At 71.9% G+C, this 22,300-nt stretch carries 21 protein-coding genes and 1 riboswitch; of the genes, 8 read left to right on the forward strand and 13 right to left on the reverse strand.

Translation table 11 applies throughout. The features are described 5' to 3' along the window. Window positions 1-9: 9 nt before the first annotated feature. Genes qcrB through ctaE form a run of 4 tightly spaced genes read right to left on the reverse strand, consistent with a single transcriptional unit; the run spans window position 10 to window position 4,451 of the window. Entirely contained in the window at window positions 10-1,788 is a 1,779-nt protein-coding gene (gene qcrB / locus ACQ1X7_RS18875; RefSeq protein ID WP_432479781.1) for a cytochrome bc1 complex cytochrome b subunit, read from the reverse strand. Further along, window positions 1,785-2,882 (reverse strand): cytochrome bc1 complex Rieske iron-sulfur subunit, encoded by a 1,098-nt coding sequence (gene qcrA, locus ACQ1X7_RS18880; RefSeq protein WP_432479782.1) that lies wholly within the window; start codon window positions 2,880-2,882, stop codon window positions 1,785-1,787. The genes qcrB and qcrA overlap by 4 nt, the downstream gene beginning before the upstream one ends. Beyond that, window positions 2,879-3,769: a cytochrome bc1 complex diheme cytochrome c subunit gene (qcrC, locus tag ACQ1X7_RS18885; RefSeq protein ID WP_432479783.1), complete on the reverse strand. Its 891-nt coding sequence runs from the start codon at window positions 3,767-3,769 to the stop codon at window positions 2,879-2,881. The genes qcrA and qcrC overlap by 4 nt, the downstream gene beginning before the upstream one ends. A gap of 31 nt (window positions 3,770-3,800) precedes the next feature. Continuing rightward, window positions 3,801-4,451 carry an aa3-type cytochrome oxidase subunit III gene (gene ctaE / locus ACQ1X7_RS18890; RefSeq protein WP_432479784.1) on the reverse strand — a complete coding sequence of 217 codons (651 nt, stop codon included), beginning with the start codon at window positions 4,449-4,451 and terminating at the stop codon, window positions 3,801-3,803. A gap of 68 nt (window positions 4,452-4,519) precedes the next feature. On the opposite strand from ctaE, the gene ACQ1X7_RS18895 reads away from it, so the two are divergent. Genes ACQ1X7_RS18895 through trpD form a run of 3 tightly spaced genes read left to right on the forward strand, consistent with a single transcriptional unit; the run spans window position 4,520 to window position 6,943 of the window. Next, the gene (locus ACQ1X7_RS18895; protein WP_432479785.1) at window positions 4,520-5,467 is read left to right on the forward strand and encodes a cytochrome c oxidase assembly protein; all 948 of its coding nucleotides are present in this window, start codon (window positions 4,520-4,522) and stop codon (window positions 5,465-5,467) included. A 10-nt stretch (window positions 5,468-5,477) separates the two neighbouring features. Next, on the forward strand, window positions 5,478-5,891 hold the full coding sequence (locus tag ACQ1X7_RS18900) for an Rv3143 family two-component system response regulator (protein WP_432479786.1): 414 nt from the start codon (window positions 5,478-5,480) through the stop codon (window positions 5,889-5,891). A 14-nt stretch (window positions 5,892-5,905) separates the two neighbouring features. Further along, complete coding sequence (gene trpD, locus ACQ1X7_RS18905) at window positions 5,906-6,943, forward strand: anthranilate phosphoribosyltransferase (protein WP_432479787.1); 1,038 nt, start codon at window positions 5,906-5,908, stop codon at window positions 6,941-6,943. On the opposite strand, the gene ACQ1X7_RS18910 is transcribed toward trpD, so the two are convergent. The 4 genes from ACQ1X7_RS18910 to ACQ1X7_RS18925 form a co-directional block, all read right to left on the reverse strand. After that, window positions 6,925-7,536 carry a hypothetical protein gene (locus ACQ1X7_RS18910; RefSeq protein WP_432479788.1) on the reverse strand — a complete coding sequence of 204 codons (612 nt, stop codon included), beginning with the start codon at window positions 7,534-7,536 and terminating at the stop codon, window positions 6,925-6,927. The two genes, trpD and ACQ1X7_RS18910, sit on opposite strands and share 19 nt — an antisense overlap. Before the next feature lie 52 nt (window positions 7,537-7,588). Then, window positions 7,589-11,839 carry an Ig-like domain repeat protein gene (locus ACQ1X7_RS18915; RefSeq protein ID WP_432479789.1) on the reverse strand — a complete coding sequence of 1,417 codons (4,251 nt, stop codon included), beginning with the start codon at window positions 11,837-11,839 and terminating at the stop codon, window positions 7,589-7,591. Window positions 11,840-11,961: 122 nt separating this feature from the next. Then, window positions 11,962-12,240 carry an Lrp/AsnC family transcriptional regulator gene (locus ACQ1X7_RS18920; protein ID WP_432479790.1) on the reverse strand — a complete coding sequence of 93 codons (279 nt, stop codon included), beginning with the start codon at window positions 12,238-12,240 and terminating at the stop codon, window positions 11,962-11,964. A gap of 22 nt (window positions 12,241-12,262) precedes the next feature. Continuing rightward, window positions 12,263-14,053, reverse strand: a complete 1,791-nt coding sequence (locus ACQ1X7_RS18925) for a DEDD exonuclease domain-containing protein (protein ID WP_432479791.1) — start codon at window positions 14,051-14,053, stop codon at window positions 12,263-12,265. A 65-nt stretch (window positions 14,054-14,118) separates the two neighbouring features. Between ACQ1X7_RS18925 and ACQ1X7_RS18930 the strand changes: the two genes are divergently transcribed. The 5 genes from ACQ1X7_RS18930 to ACQ1X7_RS18950 all read left to right on the forward strand — a co-directional run bounded on the left by ACQ1X7_RS18930 (window position 14,119) and on the right by ACQ1X7_RS18950 (window position 18,488). Further along, on the forward strand, window positions 14,119-14,385 hold the full coding sequence (locus ACQ1X7_RS18930) for a hypothetical protein (RefSeq protein ID WP_432479792.1): 267 nt from the start codon (window positions 14,119-14,121) through the stop codon (window positions 14,383-14,385). 69 nt (window positions 14,386-14,454) lie between these two features. Next, complete coding sequence (locus tag ACQ1X7_RS18935; protein ID WP_432479793.1) at window positions 14,455-14,661, forward strand: hypothetical protein; 207 nt, start codon at window positions 14,455-14,457, stop codon at window positions 14,659-14,661. Window positions 14,662-14,815: 154 nt separating this feature from the next. After that, window positions 14,816-14,992: riboswitch (cyclic di-AMP (ydaO/yuaA leader) on the forward strand. A 16-nt stretch (window positions 14,993-15,008) separates the two neighbouring features. Beyond that, window positions 15,009-15,992, forward strand: coding sequence for an NlpC/P60 family protein (locus ACQ1X7_RS18940; RefSeq protein WP_432479794.1), 984 nt, complete (start codon window positions 15,009-15,011; stop codon window positions 15,990-15,992). A gap of 37 nt (window positions 15,993-16,029) precedes the next feature. Then, window positions 16,030-17,238, forward strand: a complete 1,209-nt coding sequence (locus ACQ1X7_RS18945) for a hypothetical protein (protein ID WP_432479795.1) — start codon at window positions 16,030-16,032, stop codon at window positions 17,236-17,238. Beyond that, complete coding sequence (locus ACQ1X7_RS18950; RefSeq protein ID WP_432479796.1) at window positions 17,235-18,488, forward strand: M48 family metallopeptidase; 1,254 nt, start codon at window positions 17,235-17,237, stop codon at window positions 18,486-18,488. The genes ACQ1X7_RS18945 and ACQ1X7_RS18950 overlap by 4 nt, the downstream gene beginning before the upstream one ends. Here the strand turns inward: ACQ1X7_RS18950 and ACQ1X7_RS18955 are convergent. From ACQ1X7_RS18955 to ACQ1X7_RS18975, 5 genes are all read right to left on the reverse strand, one after another. Continuing rightward, window positions 18,469-18,648, reverse strand: a complete 180-nt coding sequence (locus tag ACQ1X7_RS18955) for a Flp family type IVb pilin (protein ID WP_432479797.1) — start codon at window positions 18,646-18,648, stop codon at window positions 18,469-18,471. The two genes, ACQ1X7_RS18950 and ACQ1X7_RS18955, sit on opposite strands and share 20 nt — an antisense overlap. A 65-nt stretch (window positions 18,649-18,713) precedes the next feature. Next, complete coding sequence (locus ACQ1X7_RS18960; protein WP_432479798.1) at window positions 18,714-18,923, reverse strand: Flp family type IVb pilin; 210 nt, start codon at window positions 18,921-18,923, stop codon at window positions 18,714-18,716. A 204-nt stretch (window positions 18,924-19,127) separates the two neighbouring features. Further along, window positions 19,128-19,784: a response regulator transcription factor gene (locus tag ACQ1X7_RS18965; RefSeq protein WP_432479799.1), complete on the reverse strand. Its 657-nt coding sequence runs from the start codon at window positions 19,782-19,784 to the stop codon at window positions 19,128-19,130. Then, window positions 19,781-21,379: a sensor histidine kinase gene (locus ACQ1X7_RS18970; RefSeq protein ID WP_432479800.1), complete on the reverse strand. Its 1,599-nt coding sequence runs from the start codon at window positions 21,377-21,379 to the stop codon at window positions 19,781-19,783. Before ACQ1X7_RS18970 ends, ACQ1X7_RS18965 begins: the two co-directional genes overlap by 4 nt. Further along, entirely contained in the window at window positions 21,376-22,299 is a 924-nt protein-coding gene (locus ACQ1X7_RS18975; protein ID WP_432479801.1) for a type II secretion system F family protein, read from the reverse strand. Before ACQ1X7_RS18975 ends, ACQ1X7_RS18970 begins: the two co-directional genes overlap by 4 nt. Between the last annotated feature and the right edge of the window lies 1 nt (window position 22,300).

Genomic DNA, 22,300 nt, shown 5'->3' on the forward strand with positions numbered 1-22,300 from the left:
GCGTGCGACTCAGTGCCGGCCGCCTCCGCCGCGGAGCGCGTCCTCCTCGACGGTGTGGTGGCCGTCGTACTGGTGGCCGTCGGCCGGATGGTCGAGGCCCGCCTGCAGCTCGTGCTCGTGCTCGACGTGCGTGTGGGCCTCGTCGAGCTCCTCGCGGGTGGGCTTCTGGACGTTGTGGCCGTACCAGCCGCGCGAGAGCCGCGCCCGGAGGCGCTCGAGGCCGCTGTGGCGGCGGGCGACCCCGTTGTCATCGGCACCCGCACCGGCCTCGTGGACCACGTCCCGGTCGCGCGCTGTGAGGGTGTAGGCCGACGCCTCCGGTAGGTCCAGGTGCCGCTCGGAGTAGCCGCCCTCGGCAGAGCGCATGATGATGCCGGTCTCGTAGCCGTGGAGCAGTCGGTCGTTGTCGGCCCGTTGCAGCGAGATGCACCAGCGCCTGGTGATGATGAAGGCGATCACCGGGCCGATGAAGACGGCGGCCCGCATGAAGTAGGTGATCTGGTTGATGCTGAGGTCGAAGACGATGGCGATGATGTCGTTGCCGCCCGCGGCCCACAGCAGGCCGTAGAAGGTCATCAGCGCGACGAACAGCGCCGTGCGGGTGGGGGCGTTGCGCGGGCGCTGCAGCAGGTGGTGCTCGCGCTTGTCACCGGTCACCCAGGCGTCGAGGAACGGCAGCAGGAGCAGCACCGTGAACGCCAGGCCGGGCAGCACGATGATCGGCAGGAAGACGTTCCAGGAGATGGTCACCCCGGGCAGCCCGCCCGCGGCGCCGAACAGGTGGGTCTCCCAGCCGGGCATGATCCGCAGCGCGCCGTCGGGCCAGCCCATGTACCAGTCCGGCTGGGAGCCGGCGGTCACCTTGGACGGGTCGTAGGGGCCGTACTTCCACACCGGGTTGATCGACAGCAGGCCACCCATGAAGGCCGTGACGCCGAATACGATGAAGAAGAAGCCGCCGGCCTTGGCCATGTAGACCGGCATCAGCGGGAAGCCGACGACGTTCTTCTCGGTGCGGCCGGGCCCGGGCCACTGGGTGTGCTTGTGGTAGACGAGCAGCAGCATGTGGGCGGCGATCAGCGCCAGCAGGATCCCGGGGATCAGCAGGATGTGGACCACGTAGAGGCGCGGGATGATCGAGTCGCCCGGGAACTCCCCGCCGAAGAGGAAGAACGACATGTAGGTGCCGACGACGGGCATCGACTTCATGAAGCCGTCGGCGGCACGGATGCCGGTGCCGGAGAGCAGGTCGTCGGGCAGCGAGTAGCCCGTGAAGCCCTCGAGGGTGCCCAGCAGCAGCAGCAGGCAGCCGATCACCCAGTTGAGCTCGCGCGGCTTGCGGAAGGCGCCCGTGAAGAAGACGCGCATCATGTGCACCATCATCGCGGCGATGAAGAGCATCGCGGCCCAGTGGTGCATCTGCCGCATCAGCAGTCCGCCGCGGACGTCGAAGGAGATGTCGAGGGTCGAGGCGTAGGCCTGCGACATGTGGATGCCGCGCAGCTGGTCGTAGCTGCCCTCGTAGGTGACCTCGGTCATGCTCGGGTCGAACCAGAGCGTGAGGAAGGTCCCGGTCAGCAGCAGGATCACGAAGCTCCACAGTGCGATCTCGCCGAGCATGAAGGACCAGTGGTCGGGGAAGACCTTGCGCAGCTGCTTCTTGCCGAGGGTGGCCAGGCCGAGGCGGTCATCGGCCCAGGTCGCTGCCGCGCCGATCGGGTTGGACCTCTTCGCGGTGGCGGCCGTGGTGGCGTTGGTGGTCGCCACCTTGCTCGTGTCGATGCTCAATTCGAGTCACGCTCCCAGAAGCTCGGTCCTACCGGCTCGTCGAAGTCACTCTGCGCCACCAGGTACCCCTCCGAGTCTACCGCCAGCGGAAGCTGGGGCAGCGGCCGAGCGGCCGGACCGAAGACGACCTTCGCGGAGTCGGCGAGGTCGAAGGTCGACTGGTGGCAGGGGCAGAGCACGTTGTGGGTGGTCCGCTCGTACAGGGAGATCGGGCAGCCGACGTGGGTGCAGATCTTGGAGTAGCAGAGGATGCCGTCGACGCTCCAGTCCTCGCGGCCGGGGCCCGGGATGATCTCGTCGGGCTCCATCCGGACCAGGATGACCGCCGCCTTGGACTTCGCGACCTGGAGGTCGACGCCCTCGACGAGCGGCTCACCCTCCTCGTCGGTCTCGAAGATCGCGGCCGGCTCGGCGTTGACCAGGTCGCCCACCTCGAGGTCCGAGGCCTTGATCGGGGTGCCCGTCACGTCGCGCACGACGCGCATGCCCGGCTCCCAGATCGTGTGGTAGAGCGAGTCGCCGGGGAGCGGGCCGAGGTCGCGCAGCAGCACGATGGGGACGGGCAGGGCCAGGAGCCCGACGGCGCCGAGCAGCGAGTTGCGGACCAGCGGACGGCGCGCGATCCCGGACTCCTCGAGGCCGGTGTTGAACGCCTCGACCGTCACCGCGCGGTCCTCCTCGGGGGAGGCCGCCGGGTGGCGCATCTCGACGATCTCGTGGTCCGACATCAGCTTGCGTGCCCACTGGATCGTTCCGATGCCGATGAACAGCAGCGCCCCGGCGAGGCTGAGGCCCAGCGCGACCGTCGAGGCCCCCAGACCGCCGATGGTGGTGGTCACCTCGCCGATCTCGAAGGCGAAGTAGGAGACGACGAAGAGGACGGCGCACACCGCCGAGAGTCCGAACAGGGTGGCGATCTGCCGCTCGGCACGCTGCTCGGCACGCTCGTCGACGTCGGTCGGGCGCGGCTCGTGGGCCGGCAGCCCGGGGTCGGCGATGGGGTCGGCGACCGGCGTGGCCACGGAGGCCCGCTCGGGGAGGTGCTTGCCGGAGGGCTCGTCGTGCGGGCCGTGACCGGTCTGGTCGGAGCTCACGATTCCACCTTCTCCTTCGTCTTCCTCTCGGAACGCGTGCTGTTGGCGGCGATCCAGACCGCGAACCCGACGAGGACGCCGATGCCGACGAGCCAGGCGTACATGCCCTCGGCGACCGGGCCGAGCCCGCCCATGCCGAAGCCGCCGTAGTCGGGGTTCTCCTCCAGGGACTCCAGGTAGGCGATGACGTCGCGCTTCTCCTCCGGCGTGAGGTTGCCGTTGGAGAAGCTCGGCATCGACTGTGGTCCGGTCAGCATGGCCTGGTAGATGTACCGCGGCTCCACGCCGAGGATCTTGGGCGCGTGTCCGCCCCGCGGCATCGCGCCGCCGGAGCCGGTGAAGTTGTGGCAGGCGGTGCAGTTGGTCAGGAAGATCTGGCCGCCGCGGACGATCGCCTCCTGGCGCTCCTCGTCGGACATGCCCTCGACGCTGTACTCGGACTCCTCGGGGATCGCCGGCCCCGGCCCCAGCGTGGCGACGTAGGCCGCCATTGCAGCGATCTCCTCCTCGGTGAACACCGGCTTCTTGCGCGGCGCCTGCTGGCCGGGTGCGGCCATCGGCATCCGGCCGGTGCCGACCTGGAAGTCGACCGCGGCCGCGCCCACGCCGACCAGCGACGGGCCGAGCTGGTTGCCGTCGTCGGTGCGCACGCCCTCGCCGTTCTGGCCGTGGCAGAACGAGCAGCTCACCAGGAACAGCTCACGACCCTTGGCGACCAGCTCCTCGTCGGACTCGGTCTGCTCGGCCTGGGCAGGGGAGAAGGCCGTGTAGAGGCCACCGGTCAGGAGCAGTCCGAGCAGCAGCACCAGGAGGCCGGCGAGCGGTCCACGCCGGTGCCGGGAGACACGGCCGGCCCAGCGATCGGCACTGCGGTTCAGGAAGCGCACATCTCGTCCTTCGTCAGATCCGGGCGAACGGTTACTTGATGAGGTAGATCGTGGCGAACAGGCCGATCCAGACGACGTCGACGAAGTGCCAGTAGTAGGACACGACGATCGCGCTGACGGCCTGCTCATGGGTGAACTTCCGCGCGATGTAGGTCCGCCCCAGGACGAACAGGAAGGCGACCAGTCCGCCGGTGACGTGGAGCCCGTGGAAGCCGGTGGTGAGGTAGAACATCGTGCCGTACGCCGACGCCTGGATGGTCACGCCCTCCTGAACCAGCGTGGTGTACTCGATGGCCTGGCCGGCGATGAAGACGGCACCCATCACGTAGGTGAGGATGAACCACTCGCGCAGGCCCCAGCCGCTGACCTTGAACACCCCGCCGGTGCGCCCGACCTGGCCACGCTCGGCCGCGAAGACGCCGAGCTGGCAGGTCAGCGACGACAGCACCAGGATCGTGGTGTTGACCGCGGCGAACGGCACGTCGAGCAGGGCGGTGTTCTGGGCCCAGAGCTCCTCGGAGACCGCGCGGATCGTGAAGTAGGACGCGAACAGCGCGGCGAAGAACATCAGCTCGCTGGACAGCCAGATGATCGTGCCGACGCTGACCATGCTCGGTCGGTCGTGGTGCCCGTGGAGTCGGGAGGCCGGGATCGTCGCTGCTGCAGTCGCCACGGGAGACATTATGGACAGACGAGGCCCTCCGAGGCACCCCGACCCCCTGCGAGTCGGACGCCTACCCTGTGACTGTGGTGACAGCAGAGGTGACGGACGGGCTCGACCTCCCGCCGTTCAGCCTCCAGCAGGCGCTGACCGACTGGTCGTTCGTCCCGCTGCCGTTCGTCCTGACCGTCTGGGCCGTCGGCCTGTACGTCGTCGGGCTGGTCGCGCTGCGGCGCCGGGGTGACCGGTGGCCGGTCGGCCGCACGATCGCGTTCGTCGGGGTCGGGATGAGCACCTTCGCGTTCGCGACGATGTCGGGGCTGGAGGCCTACGACACCACGCTCCTGAGCGCCCACATGGTCCAGCACATGCTGCTGTCGATGGTGGTGCCGCTCGCGCTCGCGCTCGGCGCACCGGTGACGCTGGCGCTGCGCACCCTGCCGCCGCGACCGCGGCGCTGGCTGCTGGCGGTGCTGCACTCGCGGGTCGCGCGGGTGCTCTCCTTCCCTCCGCTGACGTTCACGCTCTACGTCGTGTCGCCGTGGGCCCTCTACTTCTCGGGCTGGTACCTCGCGTCGCTGGAGTCGCCGTTCGTCCACGAGATGATGCACGTCCACCTGGTCGTGGTGGGCGCTCTGTTCTTCTGGCCGCTGATGGGCGTCGACCCGGTGCCCGGCCGGGTGGGCTACCCGGCGCGGATGCTGCTGGTCGTGCTGACGCTTCCGTTCCACGCGTTCCTCGGCGTCACGATCATGGGCCAGCAGCAGCTGATCGGTGGCGACTGGTACCCCTCGCTGCACGACGGCCCGATGGGGTGGTGGCTGCCCGACCCGCTCGCCGACCAGCACCTCGCCGGCGGGATCCTCTGGGGGAGCGGCGACCTGATCGGGCTGGTCTTCTTCGGCGTGCTGTTCGCGCAGTGGGTGCGCTCGTCGATGCGCGAGGCGCGGCGGGAGGACCGCCGGCTGGACCTGCTGGAGGCCCGGGCCGCTGCCGCGCGACCCGGCGACGACGCGAGCGCCGGGACCGGCCGGTAGCATGCCGCCCGTGACCGACGCCGCTGCCCGACCGCTCAAGGTGCTCGTCTACTCCGACGACGTCAACACCCGTCAGCAGGTCATCCTCGCCCTGGGACGCCGTCCGCACCCCGACCTGCCCGAGCTCCACTACGTCGAGGTCGCCACCGAGCCGGTCGTGATCCAGAACATGGACGCGGGCGGCATCGACCTGGCCATCCTCGACGGCGAGGCGGTCCCGGCCGGCGGCATGGGCATCGCCAAGCAGCTCAAGGACGAGATCTACGACTGCCCGCCGGTCCTGGTGCTCACCGGACGTGTCCAGGACGCGTGGCTCGCGACGTGGTCGCGCGCCGAGGCCGCCGTCCCCCACCCGATCGACCCCGTCCGGCTCGCCGAGGCGGTCGTCGCCCTGCTGCGCCCGCGCGTGCCGGCGTCCCGCTGACCCCGCCCCGCGCCATGAGCCCCACCTGGCCCGAGGTGCTCACCGCGCTCATCGAGGGCCGCGACCTCGACGCGAGCCAGACCGCGTGGGCGATGGCGCAGATCGTGGCCGGCGAGGCCACCCCGGCCCAGGTCGCCGGCTTCGCCGTCGGGCTCCGGGCCAAGGGCGAGACCGTCGAGGAGCTCACCGGCCTGCTCGAGGCCATGTACGCCGCCGCCACGCCGATCGCGGTCGAGGGCCGGCTGCTCGACGTGGTCGGCACCGGTGGCGACCGGTCGATGTCGGTCAACATCTCGACGATGGCGGCCATCGTGGCCGCCGGCGCCGGAGCCCGCGTGGTCAAGCACGGCAACCGGTCCGCGTCGTCGGCCTCCGGCTCCGCCGACGTCCTCGAACGGCTCGGCATCCGGCTCGACCTGCCGCCCGACCGGGTGGCCGCGCTGGCCACCGAGGTCGGCATCACGTTCTGCTTCGCCGCAGCGTTCCACCCCGGCATGCGGCACACGGCGGTGCCACGGCGTGAGCTCGCGGTGGCGACGACGTTCAACCTGCTCGGCCCCCTGGCCAACCCGACCCGGCCCGCGGCCCAGGCGATCGGGTGTGCCGACGTGCGCAAGGCCCCCGTCATGGCGGGCGTGTTCGCCCGGCGCGGGGTCGACGCCGTGGTCGTGCGCGGCGACGACGGCCTCGACGAGCTCACCACCACGACGACCACGTCGGTCTGGCAGGTCCATGCGGGCGAGGTCCGCGAGACCACGGTGGACCCGCAGTCGCTGGGGATCGGCCTCACCACGCCCGAGTCCCTGCGCGGCGGCGACCCCGACCACAACGCCGACGTCGTACGCCGGCTCCTCGACGGCGAGCCGGGCCCGGTGCGCGACGCCGTGCTGCTCAACGCCGCGGCCGCGCTGGCGGTCCACGCGACGCCGGAGCAGCCAGTCGAGGAGGCGCTCCCGGCGGCGTACACGCGTGCCGCGGAGGCGGTCGACTCCGGGGCCGCCCGGGACCTGCTCGAGCGCTGGGTGCGTGCTTCTCAGAGCTCCATGACGTAGGCGTCGCCCTCGCGACGGAAGCCCTGGTCGATCCGGTCGTAGTAGGGGTTGACCATCCCGGGCGGGGTCACCACGCGGCGGAAGCCGCGGTCGCGCAGCCGCGGCGACCGCCGCCACACGAACTCGCCCGGCGAGAAGTCCCGGAACCGGGGCGTGACGTAGTCCAGCTGCACGCGAGCGACGTCGCCGTCGCGGCGGACCAGCACCACCCCGACGGTCTCGTCGCCCCGCTCGACCTGGAAGGCGAGGTCGTCGGGCTCGGTGGCGGTGAAGCCGGGATGGATCCGCCGGATGTCCTCCTCGTGCACGCCGAGGAAGTGCTGGAAGTAGGCGTCGTCGGACCGGACCTGCAGCACGACGAACGCCGCCTCGTCGTGCCGCTCGCGGAGCAGCCGGACGAGGAACCAGAGGTTGATGGCGCTGGTCGCGATGTTCATCCCGACCATCGGCCAGACCTGCACCAGTGTGTTGAAGAGCACCAGGCTCAGGCACGCGGCGAGGTTGAGCACCCGGAAGCGGAGCACCCGGGTCTGCAGCAGGCTGAAGACCAGCAGGGCACTGCCCAACCAGCCCAGGACGTCGACCCAGCTCACGCCGGGCACCCTAGGCCACGGCGCGCGGTCCGCGCGCCGTGGCCGCTCGGGCTCAGCGGGTGACTGTGAGCTTCATCGCCTTCGAGGTCGAGGGCGCCACCCGGGTCTCGCCTGCGTAGGACACCTTCAGCTGGTGACGTCCCTTCGGCAGCCGCGGCAGGGTCACCGTGATCCGCCCGGACCTCGTCGCCTTGAGGGTGGCCGACGCGAGGGTCTTCGACCCCTTCTTGACCCTGACCTTGCCCGTCGGGTCGCTGAGCCCGGACGCCGACACGTAGACCGACACCTTGGCGCGCGCCTTCTTGCGGATCTTCGAGGCACTCAGCTGGCCCGTGGTGGTCGACTTCACGCGGGGGACGGCCACCGCGTCGGACGTCTCGACGCCGTCGGTGTGGCCGGTCCACTTCGCGGTCACCTGGACGCTGACCTCGCGGCCGGCGTCGGCGGCCTGCACCCGGTAGCCGCTCCCGGACACGGCCCCGGGGATCGGGGTGCCGTCACGGAGCCACTGGTAGGCGTAGCTGAAGCCGGCCCCGCTCGACGGCGTCCACGACCCCTTGTCCACGCTCAGCAGCCACCCGACCTTGGGGGTCCCGCTGATCGACGGTCGGACCTGGTTGGTGGCGGCCGGGCCGGCGACGCCGGTGATCACGTTGCTGAAGACGACGGCGTCGGCGTACCCGGTCTTGCGGCCGGTGGTCCGGTAGCTGATGTTCTTGCCCACGTCACCGCTCGTGACCGTGTAGTTCGGGCCGGTCTGGCCGCCGATCGCCACACCGTCCCGCATCCACTGGTGCGTCATGGTCACATCTGTCTGGTTCCACTGGGGCGGCGTCGCCGTGAGCACGTCACCCACGTGGCCGCTGCCCTCGATGCGCGGGGGGGACGAGGTGGTGGGTGCGGCTCCCGCCACGGCCGTGATCGCGTTGCTGACCGAGGTCGCGTCGCGATACCCGGGCAGGCGACCCGTGACCCGCAGCGAGATCGCCCGGTTGAGGTCGCCGCCGGTGAGCTCGTAGGTCGGCGACGTCGCGCCCGAGATGATCGAGCCGTTGCGCAGCCACTGGTAGTGGTTGGTGACCCCGTCGAGGTCCCACGAGGGGTCGGTGCTGGTGAGGAACGTGCCGACCTGGCCTGACCCCTCGATCCGGGTCGCGGTCTGGGCCTGGGGAAGGCCGACGACGTCGAAGGCGCGCCACTCCGAAGAGCCGAGTGTCTGCCCGGCGTTGTCGAGGGCGACCACGCGCCACTCCCAGTTGCCGTCGGGAATCGTCGTGGTCGGCGCGTACGCCGTCGCGGGCGTCGTCGCGCTCGTGACCGTGCTCGACCCGACCGCACGTCGCTCCCACCGGTAGGTGGCCGCGCCCCGCACCGGTGCCCAGCTGAACAGGCTGGTGGTGGGCGTCTGCCGGGTGCCGGCGGCAGGGGAGTGCAGCTGCACCGGCTCACCGGTCACCCGGTAGGACATCCACGAGCTCCAGTCGCCACGCCAGCCGTCACCGTCGACCCGGCGGACCCGCCAGGTGTAGGGCTGGGCGGCCGGCTCGACCGGGTCCAGCCAGCTCACCGCGGTCTGCGCGAACACACCCTCGTCGACCAGGTTCGCCTCGTCCGGCTTGGTGTCGCCGTTGCGATAGATCTGGACCTCGTACGCCGCGGCGTACGCCAGCGGCCGCCACCGCAGCGGGGTGCTCCCATCGAAGTTCGAGGTGCCCGACGGGCCGACCAGCTCCGGCACCGGGGACTGCTTGTCGAAGGTCCAGCGAGGGCTCCACGGGAGCGCGTTGCTGGACCCGTCGATCGCCTGGACCCGCCAGTAGAGCTGGGTGTCGGGGTAGGTGTTCGCGTAGGAGGTGAACGTCGTCTGGTCGACCACCACGTTGTCCAGCAGGTCGTTGAACTGCGGGTCGGACGCCACCTGGATCCGGTAGCTCCTCGCCTCGCTGCGGCTCGCGGTGTCCAGGCTGGAGCCAGCGCCGGAGGCGGCCGCGTTCGTGGCGAGGTAGTCCTCCCACGTGAACGTGATGTCGTCGGCCAGCTGCGGAAGCTCACGTCCCTCCGGACCCTCGAGCGGGATGCCGGGGGACAGCGGCTCGACGGGCTGGGAGACCTTGTTGAACGAGTGGTTCGCGTACTCCAGGTCGCGGCAGACGTCCTGGGCGGTGCAGGGCCGGACGCCCCAGTAGAACGCCGTCCCGGCGTCGGCCTCGGGCAACGCCGCGTTCGGCGTGTAGCTGGTGCCGTGCACGTCGACGGGGTACTTGATCGAGAACCGGTCGTTCTTGCCGACCAGGTTGGTCAGCTCGCGGTCGTAGGAGAGGTAGAACTCGTAGTACGCCGTCTCCGGCTCGGGGTCCCACCGGAACACCGGGGTCTGGCCGATGCCACGGCAGGCGTCCGGCTCGGTCAGCGCGCACGACGTCGACGGCTCGCCGGTGTCATCGCCGGACATGGCCAGCCGCTGGCCGGTGACCGCCGGTTGCGGAGCGATCGTGAAGCGCCCCTCGTTCTGCGAGCCCGAGAGCCGGAGGCCGTCCTGGTAGGCGTCCACCCGCCACAGGTAGTCACCCGGGCTGAGGAAGCGGTCGCTGGTGTCGGTGGCCGCCGGGTACGCGAAGTCGGGGGTCAGCGTCGTCTGGGAGGGCTCGCCCGGACGGCGGATCAGCACCTTGTAGTGGGTCGCCCCCGGCACCGGGGTCCAGGCCAGGGCCGGGAACCGGCCGTAGGTTCCCGGGGAGGTGGTGGGCTCGGGGGTGCTCGCCGTCGCCGCCGGCGGGTCGACCACCCGGAAGCTGCGCTGGCTCCCGGCGGCCGGCGTCGCGCCGACGCGGCCGTCCTCGGTCACCGTCCGCACGAACCAGCGGTAGGTCCCGTTCTCCAGCTTCGCGGTCGGGGTGTAGCTCGTGGCGCGGGTGGTGGTGTCGACGACGACCGAGCCGGTGCCGGTGTTGGTGATGACCACGTCGTACTCGGCGGCAAGGTTGACCGGTTCCCAGCGGAGCGTGGGAACGGAGACCTCGCTGCCCGAGGCCGGGGCCAGGGGTTGCGGCATCCGCGGGACGTAGCTGAACGTCCCGGTCTGGGCGTTGACGGGGTCGGTCTGCACGGCCGGCACGGCGGGGTCGTCCAGGGCGATGACCTGCCAGGTGTAGGTACCGGCCGCCACCGGCATGCAGTCGGACCGGCTGCTGGGGGTGTAGGTGGTCTGGGTGGTGATGCAGGTCCGGCCGGAGGCCGGCAGCCCGGTGCCCTTCACGGTCAGCTGGTAGCGGCTGGCGAGCTTCACCGGCGACCACTGGTAGTAGAACGGGTCGTTCGCCCACACCCCGTCGACCGGGTACTCCAGCGTGGGCTGCTCGGACCAGGCGCGCCGGAAGGTCCAGCGCGACACCGCCTCGCCGCCCTGCAGGTTGCCGAACACGTCCCGGGCGCGCACCCGCCAGTAGTACTGGTTGTTGTCCAGCGTCGTCGGCGGCGAGTAGCGCGTGCCGAGCACGTTGGTGCGGGTGTGGACGGTCGTGCTGAAGTCGGGGACCAGGGAGATCTCGACGTCGTACGACGCGGCTCCGGGGACCGGCTGCCAGTCGAGCACGACGTCGTCCACCGGCGAGAGCGACGCGCCGTCGGGAGGCGACACCAGCTGCGCCCGGTCGAGCGCGGCCAGGGTGTAGGAGCGAACCGCGCTCCAGCGGGTCGTGATGCCGCTGTCGAGCACCCCGGCGACCCGCCAGTAGTAGGGCCGTGCGGCCTGCTGGTCGTAGCGCACCAGCGTCGTGGTCTGGGTCTCGTACCGCTTGATCAGGGTGGGCTCGGTGAAGCCCGCGTCCGAGCTGATCTCGACGACGTACTCGGTGGCGCCGGGCGTGGGCGTCCACTGGAGCATGACCGGGTCGTCGGGCTGCCGGAGCACGGCTTCGTTGGCCGGACTTTGCGGGGTGGGCCCGATGCCCTGCTGGCGCTCGAACTCGTAGGTGGCCCAGTCGCTGGTGCCGCCCGGCGCGACCGCGCGGACCCGGAACCACAGGTCGCCGTTGGGCAGCTGCTCGGTCGGCACGACGTTGAGGTTCACGGTGGTCGCGGACCACGCGAGGGAGGAGAAGCTCGACGAGGTCGAGACCTGCACGTTGTACGAGGTGGCCTCGGGGACCCGGTCCCACGACAGGACGGGGATCTCGTCGGGCTGGGAGCTGCTCGTGGTCAGGCCACTCGGCGTGGGCGTCGCCGCCTGCGCCGGGCCGGAGACCGCCAGGCCGGAGAGGGGCAGGAGCAGCGCGCAGAGCGCGAGGACGACACGACGAGACATGGACAGGCTCCCCCGGGAAGGACGGTGGTCACGCAGAGGATGTCGCGACGTCCCGTGTGAGCGGGCCGAAACCCGCGGCAATAGCCCGAAGTGACTAGTACCCGCGCGTCGAGCGTCGGGCGCTACTCGAGACCGAGCGAGAACGCCGACTCGAGGTCGTGCCGGGAGTAGGTCCGGAAGGCGATGTGGGTCTCGGTCTCGGTCACGCCCGGGACCTTGTTGAGCCGGTCGGCCACCACCGCGGCGACGTCGTCGTGGGCGGTGACCCGGACCAGCGCGATCAGGTCGACCTGGCCGGTGACGGAGTAGACCTCGCTGACCCCGTCGAGCGCCGCGATCTGCTCGGCTACCTCGGGGATGCGCGCCACGTCGGCCTTCACGAACACGATGGCGGTGATCATGGCCTGACCCTAGGGCACGTCGCTAGCGGGCGGGCCGGTGGACGGGGGCGACGTTCCGGCGCTCGTCGAAGGGCACCAGCGAGAGCCGCGAGCTCGCGGCGGCGTCGTGGAGCGCCAGGTGGCGGGTCGAGCCCAGCACCGGGCACGTCCACTCGCCGTCGACCTCGACCAGCCGTACGCCGGGGGACTCCAGCCAGCGCAGGACGCGCTCGGTCTCCTCGGCCGTGGCCGCGGGGACGGGGCCCGGCCCCGGGCGGACCGACTCGGCGCTCTCGCGCAGCCCGGCGACGAAGGCGTGGGCGTCGCCGCCCGCCGGGATCACCCCCGCAGCGCCCAGCCGGCCGTGGCGGATGACGTGCACCGCCCAGCGGCCGTCGTCCTCGCGGCGCGCGGCGACCACCTCGGGACACCGGGTGAGCGCGGTCAGCCGCTGGGTGCGGGCGGTGGCGCGGATGAACGCCGAGAGCCGGTCGCGATGGGTGCCGGCCTCCTCGAACCGTTCGTCGGCGGCCAGCCGCGCCATCCGCTCGTTGATGGCCTCGACCACGTCGTCGGGCCGTCGCACCAGGCTGTCGCGCAGCCGGCGGACCACCGCGCCGTAGGTGGTCTCGTCGGTGGAGCCGTCGCAGGGGGCCAGGCAGCGGCCCATCTCGGCGAGCACGCACGGGGAGCGCCCGGCCCGACGCCCCAGCCGGTCGGAGCACTGGCGGATGGGGAACGTGTCGTGGAGCGCCGCCAGGCACTTCTCGGCCGTGCGGCGCGAGGAGAACGGGCCGACGTAGTCGGCGTCGTCGTCGGCCACCCGGCGCACCAGCGAGAGCCGCGGCCAGACCTCGCGCGTGAGCTTGAGGAAGGTGACCTTCTCGGGGAACCGCGAGCGCCGGTTGTAGCGCGGCTTGTGCTCGGCGATCAGCCGCAGCTCGCGGACCTCGGCCTCCAGCGGCGTGGCGCACACGATGCCCTGCACCGTGGTGGCGATCCCGATCATCTCGCCCATCCGCGAGCGGGTCTCGGAGGCGGTGAAGTAGGAGCGGACGCGGGAGCGGAGGTCGCGGCTGGTGCCGATGTAGAGCACGCGCTCCTGCTCGTCGCGGAACAGGTAGACGCCGGGGGAGTGGGGGAGCCCCTCGGCGAGGTGGCGCTTGCGCCGCTGGGCCGTGGAGACCCGGGAGGAGAACGTCTGCAGCTCCTCGAGGGTGTGGACCCCGAGCCCACCGAGCCGCTCCATGAGTCCGTGGAGGACGTCGACGGTGGCGCGGGCGTCGGAGAGCGCGCGGTGGTTGGGCGTCGTCGTGGCGTTGAAGACCCGCGCGAGGGAGGACAGCTTGCAGTTGGGCGCGTCGTCGCGGGTGATCACCCGCCGTGCCAGCACCGCGGTGTCGAGGACCTCGAAGCCCGGCCACGGCCGGCCCTGGAGGCCGGCGAAGTGGCGCAGGAAGCCGACGTCGAAGGGCGCGTTGTGGGCGACCAGCACGCACCCCTCGGCGAACTCGAGGAACGCCGGGAGCACCGACTCGATCGACGGCGCCTCGCTCACCATCGAGTTGGTGATGCCGGTGAGCACCGCGATGAACGCCGGGATCTCGGCGTGCGGGTTGACCAGGGTCTGGAACTCGCCGAGCACGACCCCGCCCCGGACCTTGACGGCGCCGACCTCGGTGATCATCGACCCTCCCGCCGCGGAGCCTCCCGTCGTCTCGAGGTCGACTACGCAGAAGGTGACGTCGCGCAGCGGGCGGCCGAGCTCGTCGAAGGTGCGCTGCTCCTCCCACCGGGAGGTCCCCGGGTCGGTCGGCACCGTGGTCGCGGTCACGTCGTCGACGCTAGGCGTGGGCACCGACAGGGACGGGGAGGACGCGCCACCTAGGGTGGCGTTCCGTGAGCACCGCGACCCCCGCCGTCCCCGGTCCCGCCGAGCGCTGGCGCTGCGGCGGCTGCGGCAACCTGACCAGGTTCGACGTGACCCGCGCGCGGCGGACGACGGAGTTCTGGCACTTCGACCTCGCCGGTGACCACCGGGTCGAGGAGACCGACGTCCGCGAGGAGGACGTCGAGCAGGTGACCTGCCGGTGGTGCGGCCGGTCCGACGCGATCGAGCTGGTCGCCCGGGCCGACGTGGCGGGAGGCGACGCGGGCAGCTCCTGAGGCGCGGCGACACGCCGGTACGTCGCCTCACTGCGCCCGTTGTCAGTGGTCACCCCGACCCTCGGGGACATGACGACACGAATCGACTGCGACACCTGCGTGGTGCGCGGGCTCGCCTGCCACGACTGCGTGGTGACGGTGCTGCTGGGCCCACCTCCCGAGCTGGAGCTCGACGACGAGGAGCGCCGGACCCTCGACGTCCTGGCCGAGGGCGGCCTGGTGCCGCCGCTGCGACTGGTGCAGCCGGTCGACCCGCCCGCGACCGAGTCGGCGTGACGTGGCGGGTGTGGTCGGTGTGACGTGTGCGACACCAGCGGTGCGGAAGTCGACGTGATCCTCACGACATGTGCACCAGGAGTTGGCCGACACGCGACGACGCCACTAGGGTGACTCGTCAGGTGCTCGTGGACGTGGATCAGACCGGATCCGCGCGGGCACCGCGCCGAGTCCATGGACCGGGGGGACGGTCCAGCAGCGGAGCCGGGGAACCACCTATCTGGGGTGAATCCCCTGCAAGGCGGGTCGTGTGGGTGGACCCGAGGAGCAGGGGTAGGGCAAGTCGTGCCCGAACCCGTCAGCTCACCCGGTAGGCGTACGACTAGGACAAGGGAGACCCCCCGCTCGTGCTCAACGGACGGAAGCCGCTCGTCAGCGCCCTGACCGGCCTCGCGCTCGCTGGAGTGATCGGGCTCGTGCCCGGCAGCGCGCACGCCGACCCCGACATCGACGACGTCGAAGCACGCGTCGATCGCCTCTACCACGACGCCGAGGTCGCGCAGGAGCGCTACCACGACGCCACCCTCGAGCTCGACGAGCTGCGCAACGACCTCGGGTCGCTCAAGGCCGACCAGGAGCGCCAGGACCAGCGCCTCGACGTCGTCCAGGAGCAGGTCCGCGACTCGGTCATCCGCCAGTACCAGGGCGAGAGCCTCTCGGCGGTCGGCCAGGTCTTCGTCAGCGACGAGCCCCGGTCCTTCCTCGACCAGCTCTCGACGATGACGTCCTACAGCGAGCTGCAGTCCCAGCTGTTCACCTCGTACTCCCGTGAGGCGACCGCGCTCGACATCCGCCGCGACGCCACCGAGCGCCGGCTCTCCGACATCGCCGAGCTCGAGAAGCAGCTCGCCGACGAGAAGGCGACGGTCGACGAGAAGCTCGCCGAGGCCAAGGACCTGCTGGGTGAGCTCGAGGCCGAGGAGCGGGAGCAGATGACCTCCCGCAGCGCCCCCGCGCCCGCCCCGACGAACGTCGAGGCCTCCGGCAACGCGGCGGCCGCGGTCAGCTTCGCGCTCGGCCAGGTCGGCGACGCCTACGTCTACGGCGCGGCCGGTCCCGACGCCTACGACTGCTCGGGCCTCACCATGGCGGCGTGGGCCCAGGCCGGCGTCAGCCTCCCGCACTCCTCCAGCGCCCAGTACGGCTCCGGTCCCCAGGTCGCAGCGAGCGCGCTGCAGCCGGGAGACCTGGTCTTCTACTACAGCCCGATCAGCCACGTCGGCATGTACATCGGCAACGGCCAGATCGTCCACGCGGCCAACCCGAGCACGGGCGTCCAGGTGGCGGGGCTCTACTCGATGCCCTACTCCGGCGCGGTCCGCCCTGGCTGACCCTGCGACGACGAAGGCCGGCCGCCCACGCCCATGGGTGGCCGGCCTTTCGCTGTCCCTGGCCCTCGCCGTCGCCGTGGTCGGCTGGCTGGTGCTCCGTGACGACACCTACGTCGCCCCCTCGCCCCGCACGCCGTCGGCCGCCGTCGAGCCGGGGGAGGCGGCCGCCGTGCTGCAGCGGTTCGAGCGGGCGGTGCGTGCGGGCGACGCCGATGCCGCCGCCGCGCTGGCGCCCGCCGACGACGCCGCTGCGGCCGACCTGCTGCGCGCGGTGGTCGACAACGCGGCGGCCATCGGGGTCGACCGGTTCACCCTCCGCTACGTCGACGCGGTCGGCGGCGTGGACCAGGACGGGCGCTGGACGGCCGTCGTCGAGACCACGTGGCGCTTCCCCGGGTTCGACCGGGTGGCGTCGGCCGCCGACGTCGAGTTCGACCTCCGGTCGGAGACCGACGGGACGACCACGCTCGCGGGGATCGGAGGGTCGTCGACGATCTCGCCGGTGTGGCTGACCGGCCCCGTCCGGGTCGTGCGCGGTCCCCGCGCCCTGGTGGTGGCGGCGGACGACCCGGGCCGCTACGCGCGCCTTGCGCGCGCGGCGGTGCCCGTCGTACGCCGGGTGCTGCCGGCGTGGCGGGCCGGCCTCGTCGTCGAGGTGCCGCGCAGCGGAGAGGAGCTCGATGACGCCCTGGGCGCCGAGCCGGGTCAGTACGCCGCCATCGCGGCCGTCACCAGCGGCGTGGGCGACGACCTCGCGCCCGGCGTGCCGATCCACGTGCTGGTCAACCCCGACGTCTTCGCCTCCCTCGACGGCCGGGGCGCCCGGGTCGTGATGAGCCACGAGGCCGTTCACGTGGCCACGGAGGCGGCGACCGAGCCGGACGTGGTCCCCACCTGGCTCACCGAGGGCTATGCCGACTACGTCGCGCTGCGCGACGTCGACCTGCCGCTGTCGGTGACCGCCGCCCAGGTGGCGCGGCAGGTCCGTCGCGAGGGCCTGCCCGCGCGGCTCCCCGGCGACCGGCGGTTCGACACGCGCACCACCCACCTCGGCGCCGCCTACGAGGCCGCGTGGCTCGCGTGCGTGCTGCTGGCCGAGCGGTCCGGCGAGCAGGCGCTCACCGACTTCTACGCAGGGCTGGAGGCGGGTGACGACGTCGACGCGGAGTTCCGGCGCGCGTTCGGGCTCTCGGTGGCCGCCTTCACCCGGCGGTGGCGGCAGGCCCTGTCAGACTTGCCGGCGTGACCGATGCCGCCCGTCGTACCGCCTGGGCGGTGACGGTCACCGGCGCCGTGGCCTTCGTCGTCGTGGCGTGGTGGCAGGTGCCGTGGCACCCGGTGCCCGGCGGCCTCCCACGTCCGGCCGCGGTCGACACCGTGCTCAGCGACACCCAGGTCGCCCGGGCCGAGCGCTACGCCTGGTGGGCCCGGGCGTGGAGCTGGAGCAGCCTCGCGGTGTCGCTGGCGGTCGCGTGCTGGCTCGGCTTCACGCGGGTCGGGGCGACGCTCGTGGGCCGGGTGCGGGGGCCCTGGCCGTGGCGGGTGCTGGTGGCCGTCGCGTTGTGTGCAGGGCTGGGTCGGCTGGCGACGTTGCCGTTCGCGGCGGCAGGCCAGCAGCACCGGCTCGACGCGGGCCTCGCCACCCAGTCGTGGCCGGCGTGGGCCTGGGAGCTGGCGGTGGGGCTGGCGGTGTCCGTGCTCGCGGCCAGCGTGGCGCTGGTGGTCCTGGTCGGCTGCGCGCGCCGCTGGCGGACGGCGTGGCCGGCGGTGGCCGGTCTGCTCGTCGGCGGCATGGTGTTGCTCGGGTCGTTCGTCTACCCGGTGCTGGTCGAGCCGCTGACCAACGACTTCCGGGAGCTGCCCGACGGCGAGCTGCGCTCAGAGGTGCTGGCGGTGGCCGACGCGGAGGGTGTCCCCGTCGACGAGGTGCTGGTCAGCGACGCCTCGCGCCGTACGACGACGCTGAACGCCTACGTGTCGGGCTACGGCTCCACCCGACGCGTGGTCCTGTTCGACACCCTCCTCGACGACGCCGACCGCGGCGAGGTGCTCTCCGTCGTGGCCCACGAGCTCGCCCACGCCCGGCACGACGACGTCCTGGTCGGCTCGGTGCTGGGTGCGCTGGGGGCGGCGACCGGTGTGGGGCTGCTGGCGCTGCTCCTCGGCCGGCGGCGCGGGCGGGTGGACCCGGCGCGCGACCCTTCCCGGCCCGAGGTGGTGCCGCGGGTGCTGGCCCTGGTGGCCGTGGCGGGGCTGCTGGCGAGCCCGGTGCAGTCGACGATCAGCCGGCTGGTCGAGACCCGGGCCGACGTCGACGCCTTGGCGGCGACCGACGACCCGGCCTCCTTCGTGGCGCTGCAGCGCCGGCTGGCGGTCCGCTCGCTGGCCGACCCGACTCCACCGGCGTGGTCACAGGTGTGGTTCGGGACCCACCCCACGCTGCTGGAGCGGGTCGCGCTGGCCCGCCGGGGGGCGGTCAGCAGTCGGTCGCGCTGATCTCCTGGTTGATGGTGTCGCAGGAGTTGTTGAAGAGGCCATCGACCCCGCCGCCGAACCCGAAGACGGCGAGCACGGCCAGCAGCGCGATGCCGGCGATCAGCAGGCCGTACTCCACCGCCGATGCCCCGCGCTCCCCGCGTGCGGTGTGCTCGTCCATGATTTCTCCTTCGACGCAAGAGGCCGCGACCACGGTGGTGGTCGCGGCCTCTTGACTGGGCTGGATCAGTTCGGGGTGCAGTTGGTGCCCTGGGTGTCGACGCAGTTGGTCGTACCCTCGAAGGCGTCGCTGAGGATCGGGCCGAGCGCGAAGACCGCGACGACGATCAGGGCGGCGATGCCGGCGATCAGCAGGCCGTACTCCACGGCCGAGGCGCCGCGCTCCTCCATCTTGGCGAGGCGGGCGTCCAGCATGGTCTTGAGGAAGTCGAACATTGGGGGGCTCCTTGGTGAGTGCTTCTCTGTCTGTTTTCCACCAGAGGCCGGTCGACCTCCTGTGAGCAGAATTCTTCCGGCCGTGGGGCAAGTCCGCAGCGGAATTCCGGTTCGACCTGATAGTCACTTGGGACTACCCCACGGGTGGCCCGGGAACACCAAGGCGCGCACACCCGTGGAGGGGGTCGAGGCAGGGGCGTGAGGTCAGCGCGTGGAGGCGTCGGGGTTGATGCTCGAGAGCAGCCCGATCCGCATCGCGGTGACCAGCGCCTGGGCGCGGTTGGCGGCGCCCAGCTTCTGATAGATCTTCGCGACGTGGGACTTCACGGTCGACTCCGAGAGGTGGAGCCGGGGCGCGATCTCGGCGGCGCTGAGGCCGTCGGCGAGCAGCACCAGGACGTGGTGCTCGCGGTCGGAGAGCCGCGTCGACTCGCCGCTCGCGCGTCGCATCATCGCCTGCGCCAGGCCGGCGCAGAGGAAGGAGCGCGGCGACACCGCGGCGTGCCGGGCGGCCTTGACCACCTCGCCCGACGGTGCGTCCTTGCCGACGAAGGCTGACGCGCCGGCCTCCATGGCCGCGAAGATCTGGTCGTCGCCGGAGTGCATGGTGAGCACCACGAGGCCCACCTGGCTGTCGCCACGGCGTACGTGGCGGACCACGTCGAGGCCGGTGCCGTCCTGCAGCTGCAGGTCGGTGACGACGACCTGGGGCCGGTGCTGCTCGTACATCGCGATGGCCTCGGACACGGTGGCGGCGGCGCCCACGACGTGCATGTCCGGCTGGGCCGAGAAGACGCCGGTGAGCCCGTCCCGGATCAGGTCGTGGTCGTCGACGAGGAGCACGGTCGTCGCAGTGGTCACACGGACACCTTGTCACTGGTGCCGCCCGGAACGGGAGAGGGACGCGCAGTTCTGGACGGAACCGAGACCCTGACCTCGGTGCCGTGCGGGTTCCCGGGCCGGACCTGCAGGTCCGCGTCGATGAGCGCGGCACGCTCCCGCATGATGGCCAACCCGAAGGAGTCCGGGCGCGGCCGACCGAGGCCGCCGCCGTCGTCACTGATCACGATCTCGGCGTTGGGCGCGGCGACCCGGCACTCGACGGCGATCCCCTGGGCGCCGGAGTGCCGCACCGCGTTCGTCATCGCCTCCTGGGCGATCCGGAGCAGCTCGGACTCCACCTCGGCCCGCAGCCGCGTGGTGGTCTCGCTCACGGCGACCCGGATGGGGATGCCGGAGCTCTCGCTGAGATGGCGCGCCAGGCCGCTGATCGCGGCTCCGAGGCTCTCGCTGGCCTCGGCGTCGGTGCGGAGGGTCTGCACCGAGAGCCGGACCTCTCCGACGACCGCGGTGATCCGGTCGCGCAAGCGCTGTAGCGTCTCGGCCTGGGCCGGCGTCGACGGGCTGGCGGCCAGGGCGTCCACGAGGTAGCCGAGCGACGCGATGTCCTGGGCGACGCCGTCGTGCATCTCGCGGGCGAGCCGCCGGCGTTCGTCGGCGGTCGCGGCGTCCCGGAGCTTGGAGAAGAGCAGCGCCGTGTCGAGGTGCACCGCAGTGGCCGCGAGACTGGCCGCCAGGTCCTCGAGCCGGCCCGACGCCAGCAGCCGGCGCGGGTCCAGTCGCGGCGGCAGGACGCCTGCCACGACGGCGACGACGCCGACCTCGGTGACGAGGGGGACCGCGAAGGACTGGGCGGCCACCCGGGGCTTCTGGGTGGTCCGGGCCTCCGCCGCGACGTCGACGAGCTGGGAGTCGTCGACCGAGGCGGCCCACGCGCCGCCGACGAGGGGGGCCAGCTGGTCCTCCTGCCGTGGCACGAAGACGGTGACGGCCAGCAGCGGCAGCTGGTCGCGGACAGTCACCGCGATCCGGTTCCCGAGGGCGGTCGCGTCGAGCCCCGAGCCGAGGGTGCCGGAGAGGTCGAGGAGGTCGCGCAGCAGGCGCTGGGCATCGCGGTACGGCGTGAGCGGGTCGGGCGGGAGCTGGAGCTGTGAGTGCACGTAGCTGGCGATCAGCCCGAGACCGACGCCGGTGAGCACCGACGTGAGCACGCTGGACGCCAGCTGGGCCTCGAGAGCGCCGTGGACCCGCGCGGTCATCAGCACCAGGACCACCAGCTCGAGCGACAGCGCCACGGTCATGCCACGGAGCCCCCGGCGCAGCCCAGCCGTGAACGGTGGGACTGCGAGCGCGGCGAGCAGGGTCGCGCCGTGGTCGAGGCTGAGCGCGGCGATCAGCGCAACTGCGCCCGCCTCCAGTGGACTGAGGAACCAGCCCGACAGCCGGGTGCGCTCGAGCAGGGTGACGACGGCCCAGGTGCCGCCCAGGGCGCCCAGCGCCGCCAGGGACTCGAGGGTGCCGTAGACGAGGACCGGGATGCCGAGGATGAGCATGGCCAGCGCCCGGGCACCCACCGCCATGCGGTGGTACTCGGGAGCGAGCGAGGCCGGGGTCATCCCTTGAAGTTCTCCATGATGCTGATCGCGGCCGGGCCCATGACCGCGATGAAGAGGGTCGGCAGGATGCAGAAGATCAGCGGGATCGTGATCTTCACGGGCACCTGCTGGGCCTTCTCCTCGGCGCGCTGGCGGCGCTTGACCCGGATCTCACTGGACTGTACCCGCAGCACCTGCGCGATCGGGATACCGAACGAGTCGGCCTGCACCATGGCGCTGACGAAGCTACGCACCTCGGGCACGTTGGTCCGGTCGGCCAGTGCGCGCAGGGCCTCGGCGCGGCTCTGCCCGATCTGCATCTCCCGGAGCACTCGCGCGAACTCCTCGGCCAGCGGGCCCTCCGTGTTGGCGGCGACCTGCTGCACGGCCGCGTCGAAGCCGAGGCCGCTCTCCACGCAGATCGTCATCAGGTCGATGGCGTCGGGGAGCTCGCGCTGCAACCGGGCGCTCCGGTCGTACGCCGACTGGTAGAGGTACAGGTTGGGCGCCATGAAGCCGATCACCACACCCGCGGCGATCGCCACGACCCGCAGCGAGAACGAGGTGCCGAGCAGGGCGGTCACGCCCACGGAGAGGGCCAGCCCGATCACGGCGCCGATCACCTTGCCGGCGATGATCTGGTCGACGGTCAGGTTGCGGGGGTTCCCCGCGAGGTCGAGCTTGCGCCGGATGCGGTCGGAGCTGTCGGCCCCGGTGAAGCGCTTGCCGATCTTGAGTGCGCGCGCCTGCAGCGGTTCGAGGACGCGCTCGGAGAACGGCTGGTTGAGCTCCTCGGTGAGCTCCGAGGGGGCCGTCGACATGGCCTCGAGCACGGCGATACTGCGGTGGACGCCCTGGGCCTGCGGCTTGGCGATCGCCATGCCGACCAGCGTGATCGAGACCAGGACGAGCACGACTCCGGTGATGAGCAACAGCGTCATC

It is taken from the genome of Nocardioides sp. GXQ0305 (assembly GCF_050880345.1).
Lineage (GTDB): Bacteria > Actinomycetota > Actinomycetes > Propionibacteriales > Nocardioidaceae > Nocardioides.

Excerpts from the sequence above, each read along its gene's own strand:
- trpD (WP_432479787.1), top strand. The coding sequence starts at position 5,906 with ATGAGCCCCACCTGGCCCGAGGTGCTCACCGCGCTCATCGAGGGCCGC.
- ACQ1X7_RS18955 (WP_432479797.1), bottom strand. The coding sequence starts at position 18,648 with ATGGACGAGCACACCGCACGCGGGGAGCGCGGGGCATCGGCGGTGGAG.
- ACQ1X7_RS18920 (WP_432479790.1), bottom strand. The coding sequence starts at position 12,240 with ATGATCACCGCCATCGTGTTCGTGAAGGCCGACGTGGCGCGCATCCCC.
- ACQ1X7_RS18960 (WP_432479798.1), bottom strand. The coding sequence starts at position 18,923 with ATGTTCGACTTCCTCAAGACCATGCTGGACGCCCGCCTCGCCAAGATG.
- ACQ1X7_RS18915 (WP_432479789.1), bottom strand. The coding sequence starts at position 11,839 with ATGTCTCGTCGTGTCGTCCTCGCGCTCTGCGCGCTGCTCCTGCCCCTC.
- ACQ1X7_RS18970 (WP_432479800.1), bottom strand. The coding sequence starts at position 21,379 with ATGACCCCGGCCTCGCTCGCTCCCGAGTACCACCGCATGGCGGTGGGT.
- ACQ1X7_RS18935 (WP_432479793.1), top strand. The coding sequence starts at position 14,455 with ATGACGACACGAATCGACTGCGACACCTGCGTGGTGCGCGGGCTCGCC.
- ACQ1X7_RS18975 (WP_432479801.1), bottom strand. The coding sequence starts at position 22,299 with ATGACGCTGTTGCTCATCACCGGAGTCGTGCTCGTCCTGGTCTCGATC.
- ctaE (WP_432479784.1), bottom strand. The coding sequence starts at position 4,451 with ATGTCTCCCGTGGCGACTGCAGCAGCGACGATCCCGGCCTCCCGACTC.